The following is a 15,653-nucleotide window of genomic DNA, read 5'->3' as shown; positions in this document are numbered from 1 at the left end:
GCGGCAGTATGTCCGCCATGACGTCCAGCACCCACGAGACCGCCGGGCCCGCGCCCGCACCGGCGGCCGGTCCGCTGCCCAACACCGTCGTCGTGCCGGCCGACGAGGACCCGGTCGCGGCGGCCGGCAGCGAGGTGTTCGGCGGCCCGCCCGGACGCCGCGCGCTGCTCGGCGTCTCCTGGTGGACCCCGGCCCGCTTCCTCGCCCTGGTCGTCATCGCCACCTACGTGCTCGGCCTGGTGCAGAAGGTGCCGTGCTACGACGGCGGCTGGTTCCACGGCGCGACCACCCAGTACACCCACGCCTGCTACAGCGACATCCCGCACCTGTTCTCCGGTCGCGGCTTCGACAGCGGGCGCCACCCGTACCTGGACCCGCTGCCCTTCCCGACCCAGGACATGCAGTACCTGGAGTACCCCGTCCTGACCGGTCTGTTCATGCAGGTCGCGGCCTGGCTGACGCCGACCGGCGGCGAGCTGCAGGGGCGCGAACAGTGGTTCTGGATGGTCAACGCGGGCATGCTGATGGTCTGCGCGGTGGTCGTCGTGGTGGCGCTCACCCGCACCCACCGCCGGCGCCCGTGGGACGCGCTGCTGTTCGCCGTCGCGCCCTGCCTGGCCCTGGACTCCACCATCAACTGGGACATGCTCGCGGTGGCGCTGGCCGCCGTCGCCATGGCGTACTGGGCGGGCTCCCGGCCGGTCGCGGCCGGTGTCCTCATCGGACTGGCCACCGCGGCCAAGCTCTACCCCGTGCTGCTGCTCGGGCCGCTGCTGGTGCTGTGCTGGCGCGCCGGGAAGTGGCGCGACTTCGGCCGGGCGCTCGGCGGCGCGGTCGCGGCCTGGCTGGTCGTCAACCTGCCCATCATGATCGCCAATTTCAAGGGCTGGGCGACCTTCTACACCTTCAGCCAGGTCCGCAAGGAGGACTTCGGCTCGTTCTGGCTGATCCTCATGCAGGACCGCAACCAGCAGCTGCCCACCCTCAACACCTGGATCTCGGTGCTGCTGGTGCTGTGCTGCCTGGCCGTCGGCTGGCTGGCGCTCTCCGCGCCGCGCCGCCCCCGCTTCGCCCAGCTCGCCCTGCTGGTGGTCGCCGCGTTCGTGCTCACCAACAAGGTCTACTCGCCGCAGTACGTGCTGTGGCTGATCCCGCTCGCCGCCCTCGCCCGGCCGCGCTGGCGGGACTTCCTGATCTGGCAGACCTGCGAGGTGCTGTACTTCCTCGGCGTCTGGTCGTACCTCGCCTACACCGGCGACTCCAAGCAGCACGGCATCGGCCAGGACTGGTACCACCTGGCGATCGCCCTGCACCTGCTCGGCACGCTCTACCTCTGCGCGATGGTCGTCCGCGACATGCTGCACCCGGAGCACGACCCCGTCCGCTGGGACGGCAGCGACGACCCCTCCGGCGGTGTGCTGGACGGCGCCCCGGACGTCTTCGTGCTCGGCGCCGCCCGCCGGCTGCGCGAGGAGGCGACCTACGCGGAGTACGCGCCGCAGTACGACTGGACCTGGAGCGCGCCCGACGAGGCCGCCCCGGTGCCCGCCGACGGCGCGGCCCCCGACCGGGACGCGCCCGGCGCCTAGGCGGCGCCCAGCAGGGTCTCCCGGTGGTCGACCACCCGGTCGAAGTGGGTGGTGGTGTGGCGGACGGTGAGCGGGAGTTCGTCGCCGATCACCGGGGGCTTGGTGGCGCCCGGCAGGAAGAGGATCGACACCTGCATGTGCGGCGGTTCGGCGAACCACAGCTGGCGGCCGCCCCAGGCGTACGGGGAGAGGGTGCGGTTGACGGCGGCCAGCCCGGCCCGGGCCAGGCCCTTGGCGCGGGGCAGCACGCCGTGCAGGTACTTGGGGGCCTCCATGCCGACGCCGTGCGCGGTGCCGCCGGTGACTACCAGCAGGTGGCCGTCGGAGGGCGCCTTGTGCTGGCGGTAGCCGTAGCGCTCGCCCCTGGCCACCGCGGTCACGTCCAGCACGGTGGCGGCGGCGTGCAGCGCGGCGACGTCGCCAAGCCAGAGCCGGGTGCCGATTCGGGAGCGGAAGGCGGTGTCCGGGTACCGGGAGCCCAGGCGCGCCACGTCGGCGGCGGCCAGGTGGCTCAGGTAGACCGTGCCCGGCGCCGGGCCCGCCGCGGCGATCGCCTCCATCCAGTCGGCCACCTCGCCGGCCGGGTCCGAGCCGTCCGGCCGGTCCAGCGGCAGGTGCAGCGCGAAGCCCTCCACCACCGGGCCGTCGGTGGGCAGCTTGGCCAGGTCGGCGCGGGCGATGCCGTGGCGTCTCATGCTGGTCATGCACTCCACCACCACCCGGGCGCCGGCCGGCAGCGCCCGCAGGGCGTCGAGGTGGGCGACCGTGCGGATCGTCCCGGGCGGCACCGCGGGCGCGTCCTCGCCCGGCCGGTACGGGGTGAGCACCAGCAGGTCCCCGGGGAAGGACACGTCGGCGGCCTCCTGGGCGGTGCCGACCGCCAGCATCCCGGTGCCGAGCAGCGCCGCCTCCTCGGCGAGCCGGGCGTTGCCCAGTCCGTAGCCGTTGCCCTTGGCCACCGGCACCAGGCCGGGGTACTCCGCCAGCACCGCCTGCTGGTGCGCCCGCCAGCGGGCGGTGTCCACGTACAGCGACAGGGTCATCGTCACTCCCCGAGGATGTGGTGAGGGCGTCTCAGCGGCGCGACATGTAGAGGTCGAGCGCCTTGTGCAGCAGCTTGTTCAGCGGGAAGTCCCACTCGCCGAGGTACTCGGCGGCCTGGCCGCCGGTGCCGAGCTTGAACTGGATCAGCCCGAAGAGGTGGTCGTCCTCCTGGAGGGTGTCGCTGATCCCGCGCAGGTCGTAGAGGGTGGCGCCCAGCGCGTAGGCGTCGCGCATCATCCGCCACTGGATCGCGTTCGACGGCTTGACCTCGCGCTTGTGGTCGGCGGAGGCGCCGTAGGAGTACCAGACGTGCTCGCCGACGGCGAGCATGGTGGTCGCGGCCAGCGGTTCGCCCTCGTGGTAGGCGATGTAGAGCCGCATCCGGTTCGGGTCCTCGGCGGCGAGCGACTTCCACATCCGCTGGAAGTAGGCCAGCGGCCGGGGGGTGAAGCGGTCCCGCGCGGCGGTGACCACGTAGAGGCGGTGGAAGACCTCCAGGTCGTCGAAGCCGCCCTGGACGACCTCGACGCCGCTCTTCTCGGCCTTTTTGATGTTGCGCCGCCACAGCTGGTTGAAGCCGCGCTGGACGTCGTCGAGCGAGCGGTCGGCGAGCGGCACCTGGAAGACGTAGCGGGGCTGGACGTCGCCGAAGCCCGCGCCGCCGTCCTCGCCCTGCAGCCAGCCGGCCTTGCGGAGCCGGTCGGCGACCTCGAAGGCGCGCGGCTCGTACCAGTCCGGCTCGACGTCGCGCAGCCGCTTGGCCTGTCCGCCGGCGATGGCGGCCTTGAGGGTGGTGGCGTCCCAGCGGCGGACGACCACCGGCGGGCCCATCTTCACCGAGAACGCGCCCCGGTCCTTGAGGTGCGCCAGCATCGGCTGCAGCCAGCCGTCGAGGTCCCGGTCGAACCAGTCGATCACCGGGCCCTCCGGCAGGTAGGCCAGGTAGCGCTTCACCTTGGGGAGCTGCCGGTACAGCACCAGGCCCGCACCGACCTGCACGCCCGACTCGTCGAACCAGCCGAGGCTCTCCGAGCGCCACTCCGCCTTCACGTCCGCCCAGGCGGGCACCTGCATGTGACTGGCGGAGGGACGGGACTGGATGAAGGCGAGGTGTTCCTCGCGGCTGATCGTCCTCAGGCGCAGGCTCATGCTGGGATGCTCCTCCTCGGTCGGGCGGTCCAGGGTGAGGTCACGGCGACCCTATCGCCCGAATGGTCCGTTTCTGCCGGGGCTGGCCGGACATGCCGGTGCCCTCTCCGCGTACCTGATACCCGAGCACGGGCGAGTACGCGAGGAGGGCACCGGAGGTCACGCGGCGGACCGGCGCGCGCGGGTCACCACAAGCCCCCGAAGAAGCCGCCGTGCGCGAGGCCGAGGTAGAGGCCCACACCGGCCAGGCCGGTGGAGATCACCAGGGCGAAGCGCTCGGCCGTGGTGACCGAGATGAACTGGCCCCACAGGCCGGCCACGATGCCGACCAGGCCGGTCCACGAGCTCATGATGTGCAGGTTGTCGAAGAACGCGCTGACGAAGGCCAGCAGGCCGAAGATGGCGGCCACCGCGACGAACGCGTTCTCGCGCGGGTGCGTGTGGCCGTCGGTGTTGAGGGTGAGGGCCGGAAACCGGCGGACGGTCTGAGCCATGGGACCCACCTCCCGGGTGGACTACGGGCGGGACGGGGCGGTGCCCGTCGGCGGCACGGACCGGACAGCGTGCCGTTCCGTCCAGATTGCGGCCGGTATGCCCAGGATCACAACCCCTATGCGTTTTGGGTCGGACCCTCCGGCCCGGTAGGCTGTGCGGTCTGCACTGGTGTAGGTGTGCCCCCGTGTGCCCTTCGCCGGGACCGGTTGTCAGACCCCGCCACTACGGTGGCCGGAGTCGACACCGCACCGGTGCGACGCTGCACAACCCTCCTGCCACGGAGAGACCGTGGCCGTTGAGTCCAAAGGAGGTGGGTTACCCATGCGTCACTACGAGGTGATGGTGATCCTCGACCCGTCGGTCGAGGAGCGCGCTGTCTCCCCCCTGATCGAGAACTTCCTCAACGTTGTCCGCACCGGTGGCGGCAAGGTCGAGAAGATCGACACCTGGGGCCGTCGTCGTCTGGCCTACGAGATCAACAAGCAGTCCGAGGGCATCTACTCGGTCATCGACCTGAAGGCCACGCCTGAGGTCGTCAAGGAGCTCGACCGCCAGCTCAGCCTGAGCGAGTCGGTTCTGCGGACCAAGGTCCTGCGCCCGGACACCCACTGAGCCACCTCTGACGCCTCCGGCGTCAGGTGACTCACGCCCGGTGTTTCACGTGAAACACCGAGCGAGCACCGCAGAACTCCTTTTTCCGAGAGGTCATCACCACCATGGCAGGCGAGACCGTCATCACCCTCGTCGGCAATCTCGTCGACGACCCCGAGCTGCGCTTCACCCCGTCGGGTGCCGCGGTCGCGAAGTTCCGTATCGCGTCCACCCCGCGCACCTTCGACCGCCAGACCAACGAGTGGAAGGACGGCGAGAGCCTCTTCCTCACGTGCAACGTCTGGCGGCAGCCGGCGGAGAACGTCGCCGAGTCGCTGCAGAAGGGCATGCGCGTCATCGTGCAGGGCCGGCTGCGCCAGCGGTCTTACGACACCAAGGAAGGCGAGAAGCGGACGGTCTTCGAGGTGGAGGTCGACGAGGTCGGCCCGAGCCTGCGGTCGGCGACCGCCAAGGTCACCCGGGCCAACCGGTCCGGCGGCCCCGGCGGTGGCGGCGGCTTCGGCGGCCAGCAGGGCGGGGCTCCGTCCGGCGGCGGCTGGGGCGGCCAGCAGGGCGGTGGCGGCGGCGGCTGGGGTGGCAACTCCGGCGGTCAGTCCGGCCCGTCCGACGACCCGTGGGCGTCCTCCGCGCCCTCCGGTGGCAACCAGGGCGGCGGCGGCTGGGGTGGCAACTCCGGCGGCGGCTACTCGGAAGAGCCTCCGTTCTAGCGGTGCACGCCGGGCACGGCCCCTGGGCCGGGCCCCGGCATGCTGAGAGATTTCGTGCGGTCCGCGCCGCCTCGCGCGTCCGGACCGTCCATCCCCAATGGAGCACATGATGGCGAAGCCGCCTGCTCGCAAGCCGAAGAAGAAGGTTTGCGTCTTCTGCAAGGACAAGGTCAACTACGTTGACTACAAGGACACGAACCTGCTGCGGAAGTTCATCTCCGACCGCGGCAAGATCCGTGCCCGCCGGGTCACCGGCAACTGCACCCAGCACCAGCGTGACGTCGCCACGGCCGTGAAGAACAGCCGTGAGATGGCGCTGCTGCCCTACACCTCCACCACGCGCTAAGAGAGGGTGACCGAACAATGAAGATCATCCTCACTCACGAGGTCCCCGGCCTCGGCAGCGCCGGCGAGGTCGTCGAGGTCAAGGACGGCTACGCCCGCAACTTCCTGGTCCCGCGCGGCTTCGCCATCCGCTGGACCAAGGGCGGCCAGAAGGACGTCGACGCGATCCGTCGCGCCCGCAAGATCCACGAGATCCAGACCCTCGAGGCGGCCAACGAGGTCAAGGCCAAGCTCGAGGGCCTGCAGGTCAAGCTCGCCGTCCGCTCGGGCGACGCCGGCCGCCTGTTCGGCTCGGTGACCCAGGCCGACGTCGTCGACGCCATCAAGGCCGCCGACGGCCCGGCGGTGGACAAGCGCGCCGTCGCGATCGCCTCCCCGATCAAGACCCTGGGCACCCACAAGGTCTCGGTCAAGCTGCACTCCGACGTGCAGGCCAACCTCGACGTCAACGTCGTGGCCGCCTGAGCGCTCCCGTAGCAGTTCGAGGGCCGGTCTCCCCGCAGGGGGAGGCCGGCCCTCGGTCGTTCCGCCGTCCCGTCCGGGCCCGGCCCCGGAGGGGACGGGTGCGGCTCAGGTGCGGCTCAGGTGCGGCTCAGGCGCGGACGGCGCCGGTCACCAGCCAGCGCCCGGTGCGCACCCGGAGCACCAGGAAGAACGCCCGGGTGAGCATGAAGAGGTTCATCGCCCACCAGAGCGCGGCCAGCCCGCCGCCGAGGCCCGGCACCGCGAGCGCGGCCGGGGCGAAGACCACCAGGGTCGCCAGCATCGCCGCCGCCAGGTAGCCGCCGTCGCCGGCGCCCATCAGCACCCCGTCCAGGACGAACACCACACCGCCCACCGGCTGGGTCAGCGCGGCCAGCAGCAGCGCGGTGCCCAGCTCCGCCCGCACCGCCGGGTCGGCGGTGAACAGCGGCACGTACAGCGGACGGGCCAGCACGATCAGCAGGCCGAGCAGCAGGCCCGCGCCGATGCCCCACTCGACCATCCGCCGCGTCGCCGCGCGGGTGCCCGCCACGTCGCCGGCGCCCAGGTACCGGCCGACGATCGCCTGCCCGGCGATCGCCACGGCGTCCAGGGCGAAGGCCACGAAGGACCAGATGGTCATGGTGATCTGGTGGGCGGCGATCTCGGCGTCGCCCAGGGTGGCGGCCACCGCGGTGGCGATCAGCAGCACGGCCCGCAGGCTGAGGGTGCGGACCAGCAGCGGCCCGCCGGCCCGGGCGCAGGCCCGGATCCCGGCGGCGTCCGGCCGCAGGCCGGCGCCCTCCCGCCGGGCGCCGCGCACCACCACGACCAGGTAGGCGGCGGCCATCGCGTTCTGGGCCAGCACGGTGCCCCAGGCGGAGCCGGCCACGCCGAGGCCGGCCCCGTACACCAGGCCGAGGTTGAGCACGGCGTTCGCCGCGAAGCCGGCCACCGCGACCAGCAGCGGGGTGCGGGTGTCCTGCAGGCCGCGCAGCACGCCGGTGGCCGCCAGCACGACCAGCATGGCGGGGATGCCGAGGGCGCTGATCCGCAGGTAGGTGACGGCGTGCGGGGCCGCGGTGGGGGAGGCGCCCAGCAGGGCGGCCGCCTGCGGGGCCAGCGCCACGGTCAGCAGGACGAGCCCGGCGGAGAGGAGCAGGGCCAGCCAGATGCCGTCCACGCCCTGCTGGACGGCGGCCCGCCGGTCGCCGGCGCCGATCCTGCGGGCGACCGCGGCGGTGGTGGCGTAGGCGAGGAAGACGAAGACGCCGATGACGGTGGTGAGCACGGCGGAGGCGATGCCGAGCCCGGCCAGCTGGGCGGTGCCGAGGTGGCCGACGATCGCCGAGTCGGCCATCAGGAAGAGCGGCTCGGCGACCAGGGCGCCGAAGGCCGGCACGGCGAGCGCGAGGATCTCGCGGTCGTGGCTGCGACGGGCGGTCGGGGAGGTCATGTGAGCCAGACTACTCATCCACAGGTAAGTGGTGAATAGGATATGCATCACTTACTCGAAATCTTGATCGAGGGACCACGGAACGGGATGTCCACGGCCCGTCGGGTGAACGGGCGGCCGTGTGAACTTTTTCTCATGCACAGCCGATCGAGGAAGTAATCGCAGGTCAAACGGTTGACGGTGGAGGATGGTGTGGTTATCCACAGACCTGTCCACAGGGTTGTGCACAGGTTTCGGGCACTTCTCCACAGGTGGCGACCCGTCGTCCACACCCCCTGTGGATAACCGTCTTGGCCGAACAGCCCCCGGCGCCGTAGCGTGGGGCGCCGACCCGCCCCTGCCCCGTGCCCGTTCCGGGCCCGGCCGGGGCCGCCCCGCGCGACACCCGTGGCCCGGTGGCGGAAATGTCGGCCGGGTGGCGTATGAAGGAGGATGCGTCATCGGCAAGGCCCGCTCCACTCGCACGATTCGCTGATCGGGGAACACGCGTGACCGGCCCCCAGTACGACGACCACGACGTTCCCCCGCCCCCGGAGGACGACTGGCAGCCGTCCGACGACGCCTTCGGTCCCGGCTCCTTCCCCAGCACGCCGAGCGACCGCCTGCCGGTCTCCCGCAGCCGTGACGGCGGCGGCCAGGGCGGCGGCCGGGGCTCCCTCCAGCGCGGCGGCGACGGCTTCCGGCGCGGCGACGGCGGCCGGCGGGACGGCGGGTCCGACGAGGAGCGGATGCCCGCCGCGGACGGCTTCGAGCGCGTCCCCCCGCAGGACCTGGCGGCCGAGCAGTCCGTCCTCGGCGGCATGCTGCTCTCCAAGGACGCCATCGCCGACGTCGTCGAGGTGCTCAAGCCGGCCGACTACTACCGGCCCGCCCACGAGCTCATCCACGGCGCGATCCTCGACCTGTACGCCCGCGGCGAGCCCGCCGACCCGATCACCGTCGCCGGCGAGCTGACCAAGCGCGGCGAGCTCGCCCGGGTGGGCGGCCCCGGCTACCTGCACACCCTGGTCAACTCCGTTCCGACCGCGGCCAACGCGGAGTACTACGCGGAGATCGTCCACGAGCGGGCCGTCCTCAGACGCCTGGTCGAGGCCGGCACCAGGATCGCCGGCATGGGCTACGCGGCGGAGGGGGACGTCGACGAGATCGTCAACGCCGCGCAGGCCGAGATCTACGCCGTCACCGAGCAGCGCACCAACGAGGACTACGCCCCGCTCGCCGACATCATGGAGGGCGCCCTCGACGAGATCGAGGCGATCGGCTCGCGGGCCGGCCAGATGAACGGCGTGCCCACCGGGTTCGCCGACTTCGACCAGCTGACCAACGGACTGCACCCGGGTCAGATGATCGTCATCGCGGCCCGTCCCGCGATGGGCAAGTCGACCCTGGCGCTGGACTTCGCCCGGGCCGCCTCCATCCACAACAACCTGCCCAGCGTCATCTTCTCGCTCGAAATGGGGCGCAACGAGATCGCGATGCGCCTGCTGTCCGCCGAGGCGCGGGTGGCGCTGCACCACATGCGCTCGGGCAACATGACGGACGACGACTGGACGCGGGTCGCCCGCCGGATGCCCGACGTCACCAACGCGCCGCTCTACATCGACGATTCGCCGAACCTGTCGATGATGGAGATCCGGGCCAAGTGCCGCCGGCTCAAGCAGCGCAACGACCTCCGACTGGTCGTCATCGACTACCTCCAGCTGATGCAGTCCGGCGGCTCCCGCCGGGCCGAGAGCCGTCAGCAGGAGGTCTCCGACATGTCCCGAAACCTCAAGCTGCTCGCCAAGGAGCTGGAGCTCCCGGTCATCGCGCTCAGCCAGCTGAACCGTGGACCCGAACAGCGCACCGACAAGAAGCCGATGGTCTCGGACCTGCGAGAGTCCGGATCCATCGAGCAGGACGCCGACATGGTCATCCTGCTGCACCGCGAGGACGCCTACGAGAAGGAGTCCCCGCGCGCGGGCGAGGCCGACCTCATCGTCGCCAAGCACCGCAACGGCCCCACCGCGACCATCACCGTCGCCTTCCAGGGCCACTACTCGCGCTTCGTCGACATGACCCGCGACATGGGCTGAGGGGCAGGCAAGGTCTCGGACTCCGTGGCCGGCGACGGCATGTCCGACACGGATCCGGGGCAGCGGGAAGCTGCTCAGCGCCTCGTCTCGTACCTGGTCAGGACCACGCCGCCGGGCAACGTCCGCGTCTCCACCAGGTTCAGGTTCACCCAGCCGTCCAGCGCGGTGAAGAACGGTGTGCCGCCGCCCACCAGGACCGGATGGGTGGCGATCACGTACTCGTCGATCAGCCCGGCGCGCATGGCGGCCCCGGCGAGCGTTGCGCCGCCGATGTTCATGGGGCCGCCGTCCTCGGCCTTGAGCCGGGTGATCTCGGCGATCGCGTCGCCGGTGACCAGGCGGGTGTTCCAGTCGACCTCGTGGATCGTCGAGGAGAACACCACCTTCGGCGTGTCCCGCCAGTTCCGGGCGAACTCGACCTCCGCCGGGGTGGCGTCGGGCTGCCGGTCGCCGGTCGGCCAGTAGGAGCTCATGGTCTCCCACAGCTTGCGCCCGTACAGCGACAGTTCACTTGCCTGCTCGTGGTCGAGCCACCACTGGAACAGCTCGCTGCTCGGCGGTCCGCTCCAGCCGATGTCGTCACCGGCCGCGGCGATGTAGCCGTCCAGGGTCAGGTTCATCCCGTAGATCAGTTTCCGCACGGCTCAGCCTTCCGTCCGTAGGTGTCCGGCGTACGGACCGGCGCGGCCGGGGAAGCCCGTCGGTGCGCGAACCGGGCTCGCCGGTGGTCCTCGTGCTCGTGGCTCAGCCTGGTGTACTTGGCCGGCACGGGCAAGCCGCCCGATTCCGGCCTCGCCCTCGCGAGGGCATGCCACGGATGTGAGACCGATCATGGATGACAGGGCCGTGAGGCAGCCGGGAACGCCCGGGTCACGCGAGATCGACATGTCGCGGGCGGCGAGACCCTACGAGGGGGTCGTGGACGTGCTCGCCGTCGCCCTGGACGACTGCCGGACACCGCGGTTGCGGCCGCTGCCGCAGGAGGTCGCCGAACTGCTGCGGGACCTCGGCGCCCCGCCCCGGCTGGTGGCCCACCTGCGGGCCGTCCACGAGGTCGCGGGGCAGCTCCTCGACTGGGTGGCGGAGCACTGCCCGGCGCTCGAACTCGACCGGGGGGCCGTGCTGTTCGGCGCGGCCACGCACGACATCGGCAAGGTCCGGCACCCCGCCGAGCTGTCCGGCCCCGGCTCCGCACACGAACCGGCCGGGCGGGACCTTCTGCTGGAGCACGGGGTGTCCGCGGAGCTGGCCCGGTTCGCCGCCGGGCACGCCACCTGGGACGCCCCCGGCACCCGGGCCGAGGACCTGCTGGTGAGCCTGGCCGACAAGGTCTGGAAGAACAAGCGCGTCCCGGACCTGGAGGACCGCGTGGTGGCCGAGCTGTGCCGGGCCGGCGGCCGCCCCGGGTGGGAGGAGTTCCTGGCCCTGGACGAACTCCTCACCCGCATCGGTGACGGCGCCGACGAACGCCTGGCCTACCAGGCCGCCCACCCCGTCCTGGGCTGAGGCCCCGGAGCGCCGCCCGGTCACACGGTCAGCACCACCGCGCCCCGCGTGCCGCCCGCCTCCAGCCGGGCGTGCGCGGCGGCGACCTCCTCCAGCGGGAGGACGGAGTCCACCCGGACGACGAGTCGGCCGTCCGCGACCAGCTTCGCCAGTCCGGCGAGCGCGGGCCCGTCGGGGCGGACGTTGTGGACGGCGACCTCGATGCCGCGTTCGGCCGCGGGTGCGGCCGGCGGACGGACGGCGACGAACAGCCCGCCGTCGCGCACCGCCGCCAGCAGCGGCGTGGAGAGGCCGGCGGCATCGACCACCGCGTCGGCACCGCCGGGGGCGAGGCCGCGCAGGGCGTCCACCGCCGACTCCCCGCGGGCGACGAACTCCGCCCCCATCGCGGTGAGTTCCGCCTCGTCCCGGGGGCCGGCGACGGCGAGCACGCGCAGCCCGCGGGCGAGCGCCAGCTGCGTGGTGAGGTACCCCAGGTTGCCGCCGGCACCGGTGACCACCAGGGTGGCGCCGGCGCCGAGGCCGGTGCGCTCGACGGCCTGCAGCGCGGTCAGCCCGTTGAGCGGGAGCGCCGCGGCGGTGGCGGCCGGGACGTCGTCCGGGGCGGGGGCGAGCTGGTCGGCGGGCAGCACCGCGTAGTCGGCGTGGGTGCCGTTGCGGGTCGCGAACCAGTGCGAGAGGCCGATGACGTCTTCGCCGACCGCGAAGGCGGTGACGCCCTCGCCCACCGCGTCGACCGTGCCGGCCACGTCCCAGCCCAGCCGGAACGGTGGTGCGCCCAGCAGTCCGGCCATCAGACCGGAGCGCACCGCGGTGTCCGCGGGGTGCACGGCCAGCGCCCGGTTGCGGACCCGGACCTCGCCCGGCCCTGGGACGGGGACGGGCGCTTCGGTGATCTCGGCCTGCCGGGCGTCGCCGTAGCTGCGGACGGTGACAGCGCGCATGGTGCTCTCCTCGGTTCTCGTCGGCCGGGCGTCGGCCCGGCCGGTCGGTGTGCTTCGAGGCTGTCACCGGGCGATCGGCGGCGGCAGAGGAGAGTTGACCCTGGGACTGCCGGTCCCGGGCTGGGCGGCGGGGCCGTCGTACCCCGCCGCCCGGGCGACCCGGCGTCAGAGGGTGACGGTGGCGCGGAAGACGGTGGCACCCGGCCCGGCGACGGCGGTGTCGGTGCCGTCGGCGGGCAGGAAGGCGGACTGCCCGCGGGCGAGATCCAGCGTGCCGCCGTCGGCGGAGGTGAGCCGGACGGAGCCCTCGGTGCAGAGCAGGACCTGGGGGGCCGGGCCGGGCAGTACCGCGGGCTCGGCGCCCAGGGTGTACCGGGAGAGCCGGAACTCGTCGACCGGCACCGGGTAGTGGTGCTCGCCGTCGGCGGCCGCCGCGGGCCGCAGCACGTCGGGGGCGCCGGGCTCGAAGCGGACCACGCGCAGCAGCTCGGGGACGTCGATGTGCTTGGGGGTGAGCCCGCAGCGCAGCACGTTGTCGGAATTGGCCATGATCTCGACGCCGGTGCCGCGGAGGTAGGCGTGCGGGACCCCGGCCCCCAGGTAGAGCGCCTCGCCGGGCTGCAGCCGGACGTGGTTCAGCAGCAGGGCGGCGATCAGGCCGGTGTCGCCGGGGAACTCGCGGGCGGCGAAGGCGTATCCGGCCATGGCGCCCGACGGGTCGCCCTCGGCGGCGGCCTCGACGGCGCGGGCCACCTCGGCCACGGTGCGCCCGGCCTCCTCGCCGGTCAGCGAGAGGACGGCGGCGAGGGTCTCGGCGAGCGCCTCCGCGGCGGGCTTGCTGCGCAGGACGTCGATCAGCGGGTCGAGCGCCGGCACCGCGAGCGAGGCCATCAGCGCGGCCGCCTCCGCGGGCTCGCGGAAGCCGCAGAGGCCCTCGAACTCGTCCAGCGCGCAGAGGAGTTCCGGCTTGTGGTTGGCGTCCTTGTAGTTGCGGTGCGGAGCGTCGACCGGGATGCCGGCGGCCTCCTCGGCGGCGTACCCGGCGCGGGCCTGCTCCAGCGTGGGGTGGGCCTGGATGGAGAGCGGCCGGCCGGCGGCGAGGACCTTGAGCAGGAAGGGCAGGGCGGGGCCGAAGCGGGCGACGGCGGCGGCGCCGAGTTCGCGCTCGGGGTCGGCGGCGATCACCGCGTCGAGGGTGGCTGGCCCGTTGCCGCGGTCCACCCGGGAGGAGTCGCCGGGGTGTGCCCCGAGCCACATCTCGGCCTGCGGTTCCCCGGTGGGCTGCTGGCCGAGGAGGGCGGGGATGGCGGTGGTCGATCCCCAGGCGTAGGGGCGGACGGTGTTCTGCAGCCTGTCCATCGGCTCGGTTCCTCGCTGTTCCGCGGGGTTGCTGTCGGAACGCCAGACTCTAGCCGAGCGGTGTGTACGGACGGGGTGCGGTGCGGCATCCCGGCCGGGACGCCGCACCGCACCCCGGGGTCAGGCGCGGACGATCGCCAGGACGGCGTCGCGGAGCTCGGCCATCCGGGCCGGGTCCTCGGCCTCGACGTTCAGCCGCAGCAGCGGCTCGGTGTTGGACGCCCGGAGGTTGAACCACCAGTCGGCGCCGGCCACCGTCAGGCCGTCCAGCTCGTCGACGGTCACGCCCTCCAGCGCGCCGTAGGCCGCGCGCACCTCGGCCGTCCGGCCGGCCTGGTCCGCCACGGTGGAGTTGATCTCGCCGGAGGCCGCGTAGCGGTCGTACCGGGCGCACAGCTGCGAGAGCGGCTGCTCCTGGCCGCCGAGCGCGGCCAGCACGTGCAGGGCGGCCAGCATGCCGGTGTCGGCGCGCCAGAAGTCGCGGAAGTAGTAGTGCGCGGAGTGCTCGCCGCCGAACACGGCGTCGGTGCGGGCCATCTCCTCCTTGATGAAGGAGTGGCCGACCCGGGTCCGGACGGGCACCGCGCCCAGGTCGGTGACGACCTGCGGCACCGTCCAGGAGGTGATCAGGTTGTGGATCACGGTCGGCTTCTCCTCGCCGGCCGCGCGGGCACGGGCGATCTCCCGCTCGGCGACCAGGGCGGTGATCGCCGAGGGCGAGACCGGCTCGCCGCGCTCGTCCACCACGAAGCAGCGGTCGGCGTCGCCGTCGAAGGCGAGGCCGAGGTCGGCGCCGACCTCGCGCACCTTGGCCTGCAGGTCGACCAGGTTCTTCGGGTCCAGCGGGTTGGCCTCGTGGTTCGGGAAGGTGCCGTCCAGCTCGAAGTACATCGGCACGACCTCGACGGGCAGCGCGGCGAGCACGGCCGGCACGGTGTGGCCGCCCATGCCGTTGCCGGCGTCGACGGCGACCTTGAGCGGCCGCATCCCGGACAGGTCGACCAGCGAGAGCAGGTGGGCCGCGTAGCCGTCCAGGGTCTCCCGGGAGGACAGCGTGCCCGGGGCGGTGCCCTCGGCGGCGGCGGGGACGGTGACGGTGCCGTCCTCGGCGAGCCAGGACTCCACCAGCTCGCGGATCTCGGTCAGGCCGGTGTCCTGGCCGACCGGGGCGGCGCCGGCCTTGCACAGCTTGATGCCGTTGTACTGGGCCGGGTTGTGCGAGGCGGTGAACATGGCGCCGGGCAGGTCGAGGCTGCCGGAGGCGTAGTAGAGCTGGTCGGTGGAGCAGAGGCCGATCTCCACCACGTCCGCGCCGTACGCGGCGGCGCCCTCGGCGAAGGCCCGGGACAGCTCGGGGGAGGAGGGGCGCATGTCGTGGCCGACGACGACCGCGGAGGCGCCCAGCACCTGGACGAAGGCCGCGCCGAAGGCACGGGCGTAGGAGGCGTCCCACTGGTCCGGCACCACGCCCCGGACGTCGTACGCCTTCACCAGCTGACTGAGGTCCCGCATCGCGGCTCCCACCCTGTTTCGGTGCGGGACGGCCCGCACGGTCTCTTCGTCGACACCCGGTGCGGGGCTCCGGGTGCCGGGCGCCGCCGATGCCCGGGGAGGGCGCCGGCCGGCCGGGGAGCCGGTCGCGAGCGACCGGTTGCTGCGCGACCTTCGGGTGTTCACGTGGTGCTGAGACTACCTGTTGCCCGGGCAGGGCCCGTCCCGGCGGCCGGTCGGGTGGACACGACGTTGTACGATCCGCATTCCGGGCCGTGTGCTCGGGAGCCATCCGGGCCCTGTCGCGATGACATGCGCCGTCGACCCCTCCGGCTGCGGGCTCGCCGCACGTTCCCCGAAGTTTCGAAAGGCTGTGCCGTGACTGCCCCTGAGGAGACCACCTTCGCCGATCTCGGCAG

At 72.8% G+C, this 15,653-nt stretch carries 15 protein-coding genes; 7 read left to right on the top strand and 8 right to left on the bottom strand.

The features are described 5' to 3' along the window. The first annotated feature begins 17 nt into the window (after positions 1–17). The gene (locus tag ABD353_RS09225; RefSeq protein WP_344622998.1) at positions 18–1,589 is read left to right on the top strand and encodes a glycosyltransferase family 87 protein; all 1,572 of its coding nucleotides are present in this window, start codon (positions 18–20) and stop codon (positions 1,587–1,589) included. Here ABD353_RS09225 and ABD353_RS09220 read toward each other — a convergent pair. From ABD353_RS09220 to ABD353_RS09210, 3 genes are all read right to left on the bottom strand, one after another. After that, positions 1,586–2,632, bottom strand: coding sequence for an alanine racemase (locus ABD353_RS09220; protein WP_344623078.1), 1,047 nt, complete (start codon positions 2,630–2,632; stop codon positions 1,586–1,588). The two genes, ABD353_RS09225 and ABD353_RS09220, sit on opposite strands and share 4 nt — an antisense overlap. A gap of 31 nt (positions 2,633–2,663) precedes the next feature. Next, the gene (locus ABD353_RS09215) at positions 2,664–3,782 is read right to left on the bottom strand and encodes a lipid II:glycine glycyltransferase FemX (protein ID WP_344622997.1); all 1,119 of its coding nucleotides are present in this window, start codon (positions 3,780–3,782) and stop codon (positions 2,664–2,666) included. Positions 3,783–3,967: 185 nt separating this feature from the next. Then, complete coding sequence (locus ABD353_RS09210) at positions 3,968–4,276, bottom strand: hypothetical protein (RefSeq protein WP_344622996.1); 309 nt, start codon at positions 4,274–4,276, stop codon at positions 3,968–3,970. A gap of 322 nt (positions 4,277–4,598) precedes the next feature. Between ABD353_RS09210 and rpsF the strand changes: the two genes are divergently transcribed. From rpsF to rplI, 4 genes are all read left to right on the top strand, one after another. Then, complete coding sequence (gene rpsF, locus ABD353_RS09205) at positions 4,599–4,889, top strand: 30S ribosomal protein S6 (protein WP_030270167.1); 291 nt, start codon at positions 4,599–4,601, stop codon at positions 4,887–4,889. A gap of 104 nt (positions 4,890–4,993) precedes the next feature. After that, complete coding sequence (locus ABD353_RS09200) at positions 4,994–5,596, top strand: single-stranded DNA-binding protein (protein ID WP_030270168.1); 603 nt, start codon at positions 4,994–4,996, stop codon at positions 5,594–5,596. A 109-nt stretch (positions 5,597–5,705) separates the two neighbouring features. Further along, positions 5,706–5,942 (top strand): 30S ribosomal protein S18, encoded by a 237-nt coding sequence (rpsR, locus tag ABD353_RS09195; RefSeq protein WP_030270170.1) that lies wholly within the window; start codon positions 5,706–5,708, stop codon positions 5,940–5,942. 17 nt (positions 5,943–5,959) lie between these two features. After that, a complete protein-coding gene (gene rplI, locus ABD353_RS09190) occupies positions 5,960–6,406 on the top strand; it encodes a 50S ribosomal protein L9 (RefSeq protein WP_263104424.1) in 447 nt (148 codons plus the stop codon). 127 nt (positions 6,407–6,533) lie between these two features. Here rplI and ABD353_RS09185 read toward each other — a convergent pair whose 3' ends face one another. Further along, positions 6,534–7,859, bottom strand: coding sequence for an MATE family efflux transporter (locus tag ABD353_RS09185; RefSeq protein ID WP_344622995.1), 1,326 nt, complete (start codon positions 7,857–7,859; stop codon positions 6,534–6,536). A gap of 488 nt (positions 7,860–8,347) precedes the next feature. Here ABD353_RS09185 and dnaB point away from each other — a divergent pair, with 488 nt between their 5' ends. After that, positions 8,348–9,934: a replicative DNA helicase gene (dnaB, locus tag ABD353_RS09180; RefSeq protein ID WP_425555107.1), complete on the top strand. Its 1,587-nt coding sequence runs from the start codon at positions 8,348–8,350 to the stop codon at positions 9,932–9,934. A 74-nt stretch (positions 9,935–10,008) separates the two neighbouring features. Here dnaB and ABD353_RS09175 read toward each other — a convergent pair whose 3' ends face one another. Beyond that, positions 10,009–10,575 carry a dihydrofolate reductase family protein gene (locus tag ABD353_RS09175; protein WP_344622994.1) on the bottom strand — a complete coding sequence of 189 codons (567 nt, stop codon included), beginning with the start codon at positions 10,573–10,575 and terminating at the stop codon, positions 10,009–10,011. Positions 10,576–10,852: 277 nt separating this feature from the next. Between ABD353_RS09175 and ABD353_RS09170 the strand changes: the two genes are divergently transcribed. Continuing rightward, on the top strand, positions 10,853–11,440 hold the full coding sequence (locus tag ABD353_RS09170; protein WP_344622993.1) for an HD domain-containing protein: 588 nt from the start codon (positions 10,853–10,855) through the stop codon (positions 11,438–11,440). Between the two features lie 20 nt (positions 11,441–11,460). On the opposite strand, the gene ABD353_RS09165 is transcribed toward ABD353_RS09170, so the two are convergent. The 3 genes from ABD353_RS09165 to ABD353_RS09155 all read right to left on the bottom strand — a co-directional run bounded on the left by ABD353_RS09165 (position 11,461) and on the right by ABD353_RS09155 (position 15,255). Beyond that, on the bottom strand, positions 11,461–12,384 hold the full coding sequence (locus ABD353_RS09165) for an NADP-dependent oxidoreductase (RefSeq protein WP_344622992.1): 924 nt from the start codon (positions 12,382–12,384) through the stop codon (positions 11,461–11,463). A 165-nt stretch (positions 12,385–12,549) separates the two neighbouring features. Continuing rightward, positions 12,550–13,743, bottom strand: coding sequence for a mannose-6-phosphate isomerase, class I (gene manA / locus ABD353_RS09160; RefSeq protein WP_344622991.1), 1,194 nt, complete (start codon positions 13,741–13,743; stop codon positions 12,550–12,552). A 120-nt stretch (positions 13,744–13,863) separates the two neighbouring features. Beyond that, positions 13,864–15,255 (bottom strand): phosphomannomutase/phosphoglucomutase, encoded by a 1,392-nt coding sequence (locus ABD353_RS09155; protein WP_344622990.1) that lies wholly within the window; start codon positions 15,253–15,255, stop codon positions 13,864–13,866. Between the last annotated feature and the right edge of the window lie 398 nt (positions 15,256–15,653).

The sequence above is a fragment of the Kitasatospora arboriphila genome (genome assembly GCF_039528095.1).
Taxonomy (GTDB): Bacteria; Actinomycetota; Actinomycetes; order Streptomycetales; family Streptomycetaceae; genus Kitasatospora; species Kitasatospora arboriphila.
The sequence above is the reverse complement of the archived record's forward strand: the minus strand, read 5'-3'. Positions and strand labels throughout refer to the sequence as shown.

What these genes read in the sequence shown, in the direction of transcription:
- rpsR (WP_030270170.1), top strand. Translation starts at nt 5,706, where the DNA reads ATGGCGAAGCCGCCTGCTCGCAAGCCGAAGAAGAAGGTTTGCGTCTTC.
- rpsF (WP_030270167.1), top strand. Translation starts at nt 4,599, where the DNA reads ATGCGTCACTACGAGGTGATGGTGATCCTCGACCCGTCGGTCGAGGAG.
- manA (WP_344622991.1), bottom strand. Translation starts at nt 13,743, where the DNA reads ATGGACAGGCTGCAGAACACCGTCCGCCCCTACGCCTGGGGATCGACC.
- ABD353_RS09155 (WP_344622990.1), bottom strand. Translation starts at nt 15,255, where the DNA reads ATGCGGGACCTCAGTCAGCTGGTGAAGGCGTACGACGTCCGGGGCGTG.
- ABD353_RS09165 (WP_344622992.1), bottom strand. Translation starts at nt 12,384, where the DNA reads ATGCGCGCTGTCACCGTCCGCAGCTACGGCGACGCCCGGCAGGCCGAG.
- ABD353_RS09200 (WP_030270168.1), top strand. Translation starts at nt 4,994, where the DNA reads ATGGCAGGCGAGACCGTCATCACCCTCGTCGGCAATCTCGTCGACGAC.
- ABD353_RS09210 (WP_344622996.1), bottom strand. Translation starts at nt 4,276, where the DNA reads ATGGCTCAGACCGTCCGCCGGTTTCCGGCCCTCACCCTCAACACCGAC.
- ABD353_RS09225 (WP_344622998.1), top strand. Translation starts at nt 18, where the DNA reads ATGACGTCCAGCACCCACGAGACCGCCGGGCCCGCGCCCGCACCGGCG.
- ABD353_RS09185 (WP_344622995.1), bottom strand. Translation starts at nt 7,859, where the DNA reads ATGACCTCCCCGACCGCCCGTCGCAGCCACGACCGCGAGATCCTCGCG.
- ABD353_RS09215 (WP_344622997.1), bottom strand. Translation starts at nt 3,782, where the DNA reads ATGAGCCTGCGCCTGAGGACGATCAGCCGCGAGGAACACCTCGCCTTC.
- ABD353_RS09220 (WP_344623078.1), bottom strand. Translation starts at nt 2,632, where the DNA reads ATGACCCTGTCGCTGTACGTGGACACCGCCCGCTGGCGGGCGCACCAG.
- rplI (WP_263104424.1), top strand. Translation starts at nt 5,960, where the DNA reads ATGAAGATCATCCTCACTCACGAGGTCCCCGGCCTCGGCAGCGCCGGC.